The 11201-nt window shown below is 60.0% G+C and carries 10 protein-coding genes and 1 pseudogene; 7 read left to right on the forward strand and 4 right to left on the reverse strand.

The window, feature by feature from the left end:
- Positions 1-1627: 1627 nt before the first annotated feature.
- The gene (locus QZ326_RS08210) at positions 1628-2107 is read left to right on the forward strand and encodes a chemotaxis protein CheX (protein ID WP_295743754.1); all 480 of its coding nucleotides are present in this window, start codon (positions 1628-1630) and stop codon (positions 2105-2107) included.
- A gap of 25 nt (positions 2108-2132) precedes the next feature.
- Positions 2133-2495, forward strand: a complete 363-nt coding sequence (locus QZ326_RS08215) for a response regulator (protein ID WP_295743758.1) — start codon at positions 2133-2135, stop codon at positions 2493-2495.
- 304 nt (positions 2496-2799) lie between these two features.
- On the opposite strand, the gene trmD is transcribed toward QZ326_RS08215, so the two are convergent.
- Together trmD and rimM are read right to left on the reverse strand one after the other, a co-directional pair.
- Complete coding sequence (gene trmD / locus QZ326_RS08220) at positions 2800-3579, reverse strand: tRNA (guanosine(37)-N1)-methyltransferase TrmD (protein WP_295743761.1); 780 nt, start codon at positions 3577-3579, stop codon at positions 2800-2802.
- Positions 3569-4075, reverse strand: a complete 507-nt coding sequence (rimM, locus tag QZ326_RS08225; protein WP_295743764.1) for a ribosome maturation factor RimM — start codon at positions 4073-4075, stop codon at positions 3569-3571. Before rimM ends, trmD begins: the two co-directional genes overlap by 11 nt.
- A 178-nt stretch (positions 4076-4253) precedes the next feature.
- On the opposite strand from rimM, the gene QZ326_RS08230 reads away from it, so the two are divergent.
- From QZ326_RS08230 to QZ326_RS08245, 4 genes are all read left to right on the forward strand, one after another.
- Positions 4254-5096: a hypothetical protein gene (locus QZ326_RS08230; RefSeq protein WP_295743767.1), complete on the forward strand. Its 843-nt coding sequence runs from the start codon at positions 4254-4256 to the stop codon at positions 5094-5096.
- Positions 5097-5105: 9 nt separating this feature from the next.
- On the forward strand, positions 5106-6419 hold the full coding sequence (locus tag QZ326_RS08235) for a chloride channel protein (RefSeq protein WP_295743770.1): 1314 nt from the start codon (positions 5106-5108) through the stop codon (positions 6417-6419).
- A gap of 228 nt (positions 6420-6647) precedes the next feature.
- A complete protein-coding gene (locus QZ326_RS08240; protein WP_295743773.1) occupies positions 6648-7343 on the forward strand; it encodes a DUF421 domain-containing protein in 696 nt (231 codons plus the stop codon).
- 54 nt (positions 7344-7397) lie between these two features.
- Positions 7398-7595, forward strand: a complete 198-nt coding sequence (locus QZ326_RS08245) for a DUF6774 domain-containing protein (RefSeq protein WP_295743776.1) — start codon at positions 7398-7400, stop codon at positions 7593-7595.
- Positions 7596-7913: 318 nt separating this feature from the next.
- Here the strand turns inward: QZ326_RS08245 and csaB are convergent, their stop codons facing one another.
- Positions 7914-10142: a polysaccharide pyruvyl transferase CsaB gene (csaB, locus tag QZ326_RS08250; RefSeq protein ID WP_295743779.1), complete on the reverse strand. Its 2229-nt coding sequence runs from the start codon at positions 10140-10142 to the stop codon at positions 7914-7916.
- 123 nt (positions 10143-10265) lie between these two features.
- Between csaB and QZ326_RS08255 the strand changes: the two genes are divergently transcribed.
- Positions 10266-10754: a DUF4330 domain-containing protein gene (locus QZ326_RS08255; protein WP_295743781.1), complete on the forward strand. Its 489-nt coding sequence runs from the start codon at positions 10266-10268 to the stop codon at positions 10752-10754.
- 82 nt (positions 10755-10836) lie between these two features.
- On the opposite strand, the pseudogene QZ326_RS08260 reads toward QZ326_RS08255, so the two are convergent.
- Positions 10837-11201: pseudogene (locus QZ326_RS08260) on the reverse strand (ABC transporter permease); the annotation flags it as partial.

Consider the following 11201-nt stretch of genomic DNA (forward strand, 5'->3'; position numbering starts at 1 on the left):
GACTGGAGTTCAGACGTGTGCTCTTCCGATCTTGACCTGCGCCGGAGAAAGTCCGGCTATCTTCCGGCGCCCCGCCTCTCTCTGGACGAGGACGGCGTCCTTCCCATGGAGATGGTTCAGCGGGAGCTGGGCCGCCTGCGCTCAGCCATGACCGGCGTATGCAGCACACGGCTGAAACAGATCAAAGACAGTGAGAAATCGAACCGGCCCGGCAAAAAAAATCCGGAGCAGGAACCGGAGGCCCCTCTGGCCCTGGACGCACTTCCCTGTTTTTTCCTCTCCGCGGATAAACTCTACGCCTGGGTCATCGTATTCCCGCCTGTCGGATCAGGCCAGGAGCTGAACCGCGAGCTTCTCCTGCGGACTATGCTGAACCAGGGTATCTCTTACGGCGTGGACGAGCGGCTGGTGGACCGGCTGTCCCATGACGAGGAGCGGTACTTCCATCTGTTCCTGATTGCCAGGGGAAAGCCCGCCTTTGACGGTGAGAACGGCAATATTGTGGACTACTTTCCCCGGGCCATAGAGCGCGTCCTGGAGATGGATGAATACGGCCAGGTGGACTACACCAATCTGAATCTGATCCGCAACGTCAAGCTGGGGCAGGAGATCTGCCGGCTGATCCGGCCCACCGAGGGCGATCCCGGACGGACCGTGCTGGATCAGGAGATCCCCGCCAAGAGCGGCAAATCTGTACCTTTGCCCAAGGGGCGGAACACCGAGATCAGCGAGGACGGACTCACCCTCATCGCCTCCATGGCGGGACACGTGGAATTCACCGGCCGCAGCTTTCAGGTCAAACCTGTGCTGGATATCCAGGGAGACGTTGATTTCTCCACGGGAGACATCAACTTCATCGGCGACATCAACATTGAGGGCGACGTGCTCAGCGGCTTTACTGTCCGGGCCATGGGAAATATCCATGTGGGCGGCGTCGTCGAGGCCGGCAGTGCGGTGGAAGCCGGCGGAGACCTGGTGGTCGTCAAAGGCATTCTGGGCGATGGGACTACGATTGTCCGGTCCCAGCGGAGCATTTTCTCCAAGTACATCGAAAATGCCACCATCTACGCCCGGGAAAATCTGCAGACCGACTGCATCATCAACGGCAGCATCTACTGCGACGGAACGGTCCAGGTCCGCTCCGGCCGGGGCTGCATCATGGGCGGCCGGATCTGGGCGGCCAAAATGGTGAACGTCCAGACTGTGGGCTCACAGTCGGAGGCCAGAACCTCCATTGCCCTGGGCGGACTGCCCTGCACAAACTTTGAGCGGGAGATTATCCAAGAGGAGCTGAAGGAGCTGGAGATGGAGATGGAAAAGCTGGAGTGCCAGCTGGACAGCCCCACCAAATCCAGCATTCTTGGCAAGACCCGGATGAAACTCTCTGTAGCCGAGCTCAAGCTCAAGCAGCTGGACGAAGATCTGGCCGGCATAAAACTGTCACTGAATGAGGCGGAGAGTGGGCGGCTGGAGTGCTCCCTGGCCTATCCGGGGACAGAGATCAGTTTCGGAGACGAAATCCTCCGCCTGCGGCAGGTGACCCGTCAGTGCGTCGTCAAGATGGTGTGCGGCGAAATCGTAGTCATGTAGCCGCGCACCGCAGAAACCGAAGGAGAGGAGGCGGCATATGAATACCCTGGTGCCGCAAAAGGATCTGGTAGAGCTATACGACCGAATCACCCGGGAGATCACCCCCCGGGCGGCAGGAATCCGGCTCCGCCCTGATACCACAGAGCCGGAGGGGGAAATTTATACAGTATACGTCACTTTTGAAAAGGGGTTCCATATGACCCTGTCCCTGTGCGCGGAGAAATTTTTGTTTATCCGGATGGCCCAGTACATGATGCAGACAGAGGAAATCAGCCGGCAGGATATGGAGGACGTGGCAAAAGAGTACATCAATGTGCTGTGCGGGCACTTCTCCTCCCAGCTGTTCCAGCTGACAAAGATTCCCCCTCGGTTCAGCGTCCCGGCTTTTCAGGCGGGGCGCTATACGCCGGAGGGTCACCGGGAGGACATCGTCCTCACCTACTCCGGCGATCATGGAGAACATACACAGCTGACCCACCACGTCCTCCTGGATGACGCCCAGGCCGGCTGTGCTTAAATTGACAGAAAAAGGAAGCGGACACATGAAAAAGCAGGTTATGGTAGTTGATGATTCCCGGATGATGGAGCTGCAGATTCGCAAGCTGTTGGAGGGCTCTGACTTTGAGGTAGCGGCATACTGCGAAAACGGCGAGGATGCCCTTGCCCGCTACGAGGAAATTCAGCCAGACGCCGTTACCATGGACATCATCATGCCCGGCATTGACGGTCTGGAGACCACACAGATCCTATTGGAAGAACACCCCGACGCGCGGATTGTCATAATCTCCTCCCTGGTCTATGATGACACCATCAATGAGGCCCACGACATTGGAGCCAAGGCATTTCTCTACAAGCCCATTACGCAGGAGAGCCTGATTCAGGCCCTGACGGAAGCCTTGGGCTAATTCCGGCACACAGACAAACGATAAGGCGGCGGACAGTTTGTCCGCCGCCCGTTTTCGCCTTACACCGGATGCTCCACCCTTTTACTGTCCGCCGCAGCTGTGCTCTCCACAGTCATGGCTGCCGCACTTGCCGCAGCAGAGGTAATAGTGGCAGGGCGACGGCCAGATGAACTGCGTTCATCACGCCGCGTCCAGCCTCCTTAAAGCCTATGCCAGGCATTTTTGCACCCTTGACATCCCGCCTCCTTTGACTGTTGGACTTTCCCCTTTCACGTATGATTCTCTGCCTTACCCAAGCCACCCGTTATACGGGTGGTCCTGACTCCCCGTCCTCCGCGGCGATCTCGTCCCTGGCCTGCTGGAGAACCTTTTTCTCTGCCTTGGTGGTAAGTTGTGTCTCGTCAAATTTGGCAAAGAGGTCCGGCCGGCGGCGCATGGTGCGCTTGTAGCTCTCCTTCCTCCGCCAGTCCGCCACCTTGCCGTGGTCGCCGGAGAGGAGGATCTCCGGCACCATCCGGCCATGCCACACCGCGGGGCGGGAGTACTGAGGGTACTCCAGAAGTCCATTCCAGTGGCTCTCCTCCTGAAAGCACTCCGGGTCCGGCAGAACGCCGGGCACCATGCGGCACACCGCGTCCGCCACCGCCATGGCGGGGATCTCCCCGCCGGTGAGGACAAAGTCTCCCACGCTGATCTCCTCGTCCACGCACTCGTCCAAAAAACGCTGGTCCACACCCTCGTAGTGGCCGCAGACCAGAATCAGATGGTTGTATGCGGCGTGGAGCTCCCGGGCCACGTCCTGGGTGAAGGTCCTGCCGCAGGGGGAGAGGAAGATGGTCCGCCCGGGGCCGTGGATCTCCGTGACGTGGGCCCAGCAGCGGTACAAGGGGTCCGCCTGCATCACGGCCCCCCGGCCCCCGCCGTAGGGGTAGTCGTCCACCTGCATTTGTTTGTTGGTGGTGTACTCCCGAATCTGGTGGGACCGGATGGTGATGTACCCCCGCTCCTGGGCCCGGCCCAGGATGCTGACGCGCATCATGGCGTCCACGGAGTCGGGGAAAAGGGTGAGGATGTCAATTCTCATCGCCGGCCATCCCCTCCCAGACGTGAATCTCCATACGGTTTTCCTCCATGTTCACGGACTTGATAAACACGTCCTTCACCGCGGGCACCAGGAATTCCCGCTGTCCCCGGACGGTGTAGAGCTTGTGGGCGGGATAGGGCTCCACTGCCGTCAGCTCCCCCAGGCACTGGCCGCTGTCCGCGTCGTAGACATCCAGTCCCAGCAGCTCATCGTCAAAATACTCTCCCTCCGGCAGGCGGGCGTCCTCCCGGCGGATATAGAGGTCCTTTCCCTTCAAGGCCAGGGCGGCGTTCATGTCGTCCACACCGGGGAACTTTGCCAGTACCAGGCTCTTGTGGACATGACAGGAGGCGGCGGAGACAGGCTGGCCGTCCAGCAGAAAGGTTTTGAACTTTGTGAGAAAGGCCGGGTCACCGTCCCGGGGCTGGATACGGACCTCGCCCCGGATGCCGTGGGCATTGACGATCTGGCCGATTTTAATGGTCTCCAGTTTCATGGGAACGCTCCTTCTGTGTGATTATGACAAGTATACCTTTTTTTCACGGATAAGGCAAGAGGCGGCGGAAAAATGAGGATCGGAAGAAATTCCGGTGGAACGGTTGAATTTTAACACATTCTTAACTATAATACGAAGAGAGAACGCCTTTAGTTTTGAAGAGAGCGAGGAAAACGATATGAGACCGGACGGAATGCGGGTAACGAACCTGAGCCCCATTGTGCAGGCGCTGCCCCATATCATGCCCCGCCGCTTTGACGCCCAGAACTGGGCCAGCGACTATGTGGACGAGGACATTGTCAAGGGCTTCATCCGTCAGAAGCGGCGGGAAGGACAGCATGTGACCCATATGAGCGTGCTGGTGGCCGCCTATTACAAGGCGGCGTTGGAGCACCCCAAGGTGAACTACTTTATCATGAACCGCAAGATCTACAAGCGGAACCACTTCTGCTTCAGCTTTGTGATTCTCAAGACCCGGGCGGACGGCACGCCGGATGAGACTACGCTGAAAATTTTCCTGGAGCCGGAGGACAATGTGTTCTCCATCAGCCGGAAGATCAAGGAGAATGTGGAGCTGAATCAAAACCGGGTTCACAACAACAGCACCGACAAATTCGCCAATATGGCGTTCCGGATTCCCGGCCTGGCCCGGTTCGTGTTTGGCCTGGCCTACCACCTGGACCTTCACGGCCTGCTGCCGAGAAAGATCATCGACCTGAGCCCCTTCCACACAAGCCTGTTCATTACCAACCTGGCCTCGATCAACACCAGCTATATTTTCCACCACTGCTATGAGTTCGGCACCACCAGTGTATTCGTCTGCATGGGCAAGCCGGTGCCGGACCCCCTGGCCCCGGCGGGCAGCCGGAAAAAGCACATGCCTCTGGGCGTGGTCATGGATGAACGGATTGCCACAGGAATCGAGTACTCCCGCTTTTTTGCCGCCTTTGAGCGGTATTTGAAGAAGCCGGAGCTGCTGGAGTGCCGCCTGGACGGAAAAGCGGCCTTGGCAGGCATGTGAGGTGCCGCTATGTTTGATCGAAACCAATTCCGTGAGCGGGCCCGCAGCACCGGGATGTATGCTGTGGTCTTAGCGAAATGGATGTTTTTGTCTCTCATCGTTGGGAGCCTCTGCGGCGTTGTTGGGGCGGTCTTCCATTTGAGCGTCCACTACGCTGCCCAGACCCGGGGAACGTATCCCTGGCTGCTGTGGTGCCTGCCCCTGGCGGGTGTGGCGATTGTCGGCGCCTATAAGCTGATGGGCACCGAGGGCATGGGCACCAACGACATCATCGACGCGGTCCACGAGGACAAGCGCCTGCCCATTTTGCTGCTGCCCTCCATCTTCCTGGGGACGATGCTGACCCACCTGTGCGGCGGTTCCGCCGGCCGGGAGGGGGCTGCACTTCAGATCGGCGGCACTATCGGCCAGCGGGCGGGGCAGCTTTTGCGGCTGGATGACCAGGACCTGCGGGTGGCCACTCTCAGCGGCATGGCGGCCTGTTTCTCCGCCCTCTTCGGAACGCCTCTGACCGCTGTGATCTTCGCCGTCATGGGTATCAGCATTGGTACGCTCTACCACGCGGCGCTCCTACCCTGCCTGATGTCGGCTCTGGCGGCCTTCGGAGTATCCCTGGCCCTGGGGGTGGAACCCACCCGGTTCGCCGTTACGGTGCCGGAGATCGCGGCGGGCACCTTCCTGCGGGTGCTGCCGCTGTCGGTGCTCTTTGCTCTGGTGTCCATCCTATTCTGCAAGTTCATCCACGGGACAGAGCACTGGATGCAGCGGCATCTTCCCAACCCCTGGGTCCGGGTGGCGGCAGGCGGCTTTGCCATCATCGCCCTGACGTATCTGGCGGGTACCCGGGACTACAACGGCGCGGGGATGGAGGTCATCACCGCCGCTGTGGAGCAGGGAACCGCCCATCCGGCGGCGTTTCTTTTGAAACTCCTCTTCACGGCCGTCACCTTGGCGGCGGGCTTCAAGGGAGGAGAAGTGGTGCCCTCTTTCTTTGTGGGGGCCACCTTCGGCTGCGCAGCGGCCCCGCTGCTGGGACTGCCGCCGGGCTTCGGCGCCGCGCTGGGGCTGGTCTCTGTATTTTGCGGTGTCAGCAACAGCCCGGTAGCCTCTGTGTTTTTGTCCGTGGAGCTGTTCGGCTCCGAGGGGCTGTGGTACTTTGCCCTGGCCTGCGGGATCAGCTACATGCTCTCGGGATACAGCGGTCTGTACAGCAGCCAGACCATCCTCTACTCCAAGCTGAAGGCCCGGTACATCAATGTCCACGCCAACAGCCGCCCCGAGGAACAGGAAGAAAAATCGTTGGAGACCGCGAACCATACATAAAAAAATTCTTCCGTGACAAACTGATATAGCCAGACAGCCAGAAAACCGCAAAGCTGTTTTTCAGGCGGGTTTTGCCCGTCTGAGTGTGAAACACTGGAGTTGATTATGAAATCCAAACCAGGGCCGCTTTCAGCGGCCTGGTTTGGCGTATACGCCGTACCACCCAAAAAGAATTTTGATTCTTTCCGGATCGTTTGATTATGAAAATTTACTGCGGGAGGATTTTTTATGATCTTGCCTCAAATCGGGATGACCGTTTTGACGGCGCTGCTGTCTATCGTTGTCATGTTCCTTCTGACAAAACTGATGGGAACCAAGCAGGTATCCCAGATGACCATGTTCGACTATGTCACCGGAATCACCGTGGGCTCCATCGCCGCGGAGCTGGCCACGGAGCTGGAGGAGCCGGCCAAACCCCTCACGGCCATGGTGGTCTACGGCCTGGTGGCCGTGCTGATCTCCATCATCACCTGCAAGTCGCTAAAGCTCCGCGCCTGGATTACCGGCAAGCCTCTGGTGCTGCTGGAGAATGGCGTCATCTACCGGGAGAATTTGAAAAAAGCCAAACTGGACTTGAACGAATTTCTGACCTACTGCCGGATCGGCGGCTGGTTCGATCTGAGCCAGCTCCAGACAGCCGTGCTGGAACACAACGGCTCCGTCAGCTTTCTGCCCAAGGAGAAGGACCGCCCCGCTACGCCCACAGACCTGGACTTGTCTCCCAAACAATCCAATCTGCAGACGCCCTTTATCATGGACGGACAACTGCTGCGGGACAACATCCACCAGGCGGGGAAAGAGGAGGTATGGGTCCGGCGCTCTCTTCTGGGCCAGGGATATCAGAACGAGCGGGAGGTCTTTCTGGCGGTGTGGGACGGAAACGAGAAGCTGACCGTCTTTCCCATGGAGGAGAAGAAGCGGTAGACGCTTCCACGCACCTTCTGTCTCATTTACGCATATCCTGTCACGGGTGATGCTATGAAAAACTGTGACTGCGATCCCCTGGCTCTGACGACCTCCGTTAACACCCTGGCGGTGGCTATTGCCTCCCGGCTGAACGACGCGGACCTGGGTTTGACAGCGGCAATCCTGACCCAGCTGGGGGACACGCTGGAGACTATCGCCACCCAGCGGGCGCGGTGTGCTCCGCCGGTGTCCCGGCGGGCAGGCGATTAGGGTTTGCTTCAACTCTGACGCCAAACACATGCCCCCTTATGCGGGCTCTGGCGGCAGTAAAACTGCCGCCAGGTTGAAAAGAATCATTCTGATTCTTTTCAAATGTGCTGACTATAAATGGCAAAATACTCAGCCGCGAGAGATTTTCCGCTGGGCAAGGCAGAAATTCGCAGGAATTTTGTGTATTTCAAGAATTTTTAACGCGGCGCAGCGGAAACCAGTCCGCCGCTTGGACGTTTTGACATTTTTCAAGCAAGGCCAAAAAATACGTGGAGAAAAATCCCCGAAGGCGGCGCCCTTCGGGGATTTTGTCTGCGTTCATATTTTCAGAAGACGGCGGGCGGCGGCTACGTTGCCGTGCTCCATCTCCTGGAGGCGGGCTACCGCGGCGGCCTGGTCCTCCGGGCGGGCGGCCTGGATCACGGCCTGGTCCACCATGGACTTCAGATTCCCTGCCGTCAGATCCGCCAGATCTGTAAAGAGCTCCTGGCCGATATACCGCAGGAAAGCGGATACCTTGGGGTCGTAGACTACGCCCGCCAGAGGGATTCCCTGCCCGGCGGCGAAGATCAGGGCGTGAAGCCGCATGGAGACCACCGCCTCCATCCGGGCCAGGGCCCCGATGATTGCACCTGCGCCTCCGGCGCTGTCCAGAAAATAGTGGGGAACGGACTCCAGCCCCTGAGCCGCCATCCGGTTGGCGGCGGAATCCGGCCCCTGCTCCACCGACACAAATACCGGCGTCAGACCGTAGGTCTCATAGGCGTACCGGGCCGCCTGGCCGAAGAGGGGCGCCTTCTCCGTAAAGCCGGGCCACTGGCGCAGGGCAAAGCAGATATACCTGCCGTGAGGCGGGATTCCGGCCCGCAGCAGTACGCTGTCCACCTCGTTGTCCCCTGCGGGCCGCAGGGTCAGAGCAGGGTCTGCCGTCAGCAGGATCTCCGGCTCCGTCACTCCCATGGACCTGAGCTCCTCCCGGGAGTCCGGCTCCCGCAGGGTGATGACGTCCACATACCGGTTCAGCACCTTGGCAGAGAGCTGGCGGTGGTTTCCCCGGGTGACGGGGCCGATGCCGCAGCCGTACATCTGCACGGCGCAGCCCGCCCGCTTGGCGGAGCGGATGTTCAGCAGATAAAACCACAGCGACCGCCGGGAGGTCACATCCTGGATCAGGCTGCCGCCGCCGTTGATATAGAGCTTTGCCCGCCTCATGGCCCCCAGCCAGCCGAAAATGTTCATCCGGCTGACGGCGCACACCCGGTAACTCAGCCGGGTCTCCTTCGGGGTTTTGGACAGCACGGTTACCGGCATGTCCGGGTCAATGGAGCGCATCTCCTGCAAAATGGCCTCCAGAATGGCGTCGTCTCCGGCGTTGCCCCGGCCGTAGGCGCCGCAGATCACCACGCCGTCCCGGCCGGTCTTGGGCCGGGCGTGCCGCCGGAGGATCTCGCCGTAGATGCGGAGCTGGGTGTCCACGGTCTTCTGAATGGAGAACTGGGAGGAGGCTTTTTGATAGAGCCTCTCCCCCATGTCCCGCCGCAGGGCGTCGTCACTGCCCAGGGCGGCCAGCCGGCGGCCCAGGGTCTCCCAGTCCCCGGGGGTGAAAAGGTAGCCGTTGACGCCGGTGTCGATGAGGTTGGGGATGCCGCCCACGGCGGTGGAGATGGTTGCCAGATGGAACCGGGCCCCCTCCGTCAGGGCGTAGGAGAATGTCTCGGACAACGAAGTGAGGGTGTTGATGTCCAGGGCGCTGTAAAAGCGGTCCATGCCGCCGGAGATCCACCCGGCAAAGGTGACCTGTTTTTCCACCCCCAGTTCCCGGGCCAGAGTCCCCAGCTTCCCCCTCTCCTCGCCGTCTCCAGCGATAACCAGCCGCAGGCGGGGACACTCCCGACAGGCGGCGGCAAAGCCCCGGATCAGGGTGGACATATCCTTCACCGGGTTCAGCCGGGCGGCGATGCCCACCACCACAGAATCCTCGTCCACGTCCGCGCCCAGTCCCCGCAGGTACTCCAGCCGGTCCCCCTGGATTGGCGCAGGGGTGAAGTCGATGCCGTTGTAGATGGCGTAGAACCGGTCAGGGGCAAAGCCCCGGGAGATCAGCAGCTCCACCATGGCGTCGGACACGCCGATGCGGTAGTCCAGCTGCCGCAGGGCCAGGGCGTTGATGGTGCCGAAAGTGAGGCGGCTGAGGGGACGGCCCATGTAGTCGATGCGGTAATCGCTGTGGATGGTGCTGACCACCGGCAGGCCGGTGGGCTTTCGCAGCATGGCGCCGATCATGTTGGCCCGGGAGCCGTGGCAGTGGATGATCTGGTAGCCGCCTTCCTTGATATAGGCCGCCAGCTGCCGCCGGATGCGAAAGATGTGGTTTCCCGACATGATCTCCGTGGGGATGCCCATCTCCCGGGCCTCCTGGGCGAAGGGGCCGTCCCGGAAGCATACCAGCTGGGCGGTGATGGTCTTATTCAGGTTTTGCAGCAGGCTCAAAACATGGGTCTTGGCCCCGCCGGAGTCGCCGCCGCTGATGAGATGAATGACTTTCATAATAAGCCTCGCTTCACGGGAACTAGAGGCGTTCCCAAGTGTTCAAAAAGATTTCCTTGTGTATTGCCGCAAAGTATTATATAATACTTTGGAAATCTTGTCCAGAAGATATGGAGGAAGCACATGGAACAAAAAGCGAAACGGGTTGGAAAGTTCAACATCATTGACATCATCGCCGTCGTTTTGATCCTGCTGGCGGCGGTATTTGTGGGCTGGAAGCTGCTGGGCCCGGGCGACACCGTTAGCGCACCTAGGGAGATGACCAAGGTCACTTACGTAGTAAAGGTGGAGGGCGTCCCGGCGGAGCTGTACGAGAACTGCGTCAATCACCTGCCCTCGCCGCTGATGGCCTCCGGGGCCCTGGTGGGGGGCGAAATCGTGGCCGTGGAGCAGGAGCCCTACTATGTTCTTAGCGCAAACGGGGAATGGATTTTGGACGAGAGCCACACCACGCTGCTGTTTACCGCCGAAACGGAGACTCCCACGGCAGCGGTGATGACCACCAAGGTGGGCGATCAGGAGGTCCGCATCGGCAAGACGGACTACATCTTAAAGAGTGAGTTCATCGAGTTTGCCGACGGCACCATCGTGGATGTCCGCTGGGGCGAGTAAGTGTTCTGACCGAACAAAGAGGGACGGCGCGAGAGCGCCGTCCCTCTTTTGCCGCCGGGCGGCTGTCCGGCTATTTTTGATTTTACATACGGATATCCAGAGCCAGGCACACCTGGGACAGGGTCAGGCGGTATACGCCATACATCAGGGCGGATACTCCCGCAATCACGCCGGCACTCGCCAGGAGGCCCGCCGCCTCGCTGGGTGTGATGCCTGCGGGGCTGCCGTTGAAATACAAAATCATAACGTAGAAGGCGTAGATGAGGCCCGTGCCCGCCAGGGCAGGCACCAGAAACACCCGTTTCACCTGCCCCCGGACAGCGCGGCGGAGATAGGCATTGGAGGCCCCCAAATGCCTGAGGTCGTCGTAGACCTTCCGGTTTGTCAGAGCGATGGTCATGCACCGGGTATAGGCAATCACAAACACGGCGGCAAAGCACACCACAG

This window comes from uncultured Oscillibacter sp. (assembly GCF_910587525.1).
Classification (GTDB): domain Bacteria; phylum Bacillota; class Clostridia; order Oscillospirales; family Oscillospiraceae; genus Oscillibacter.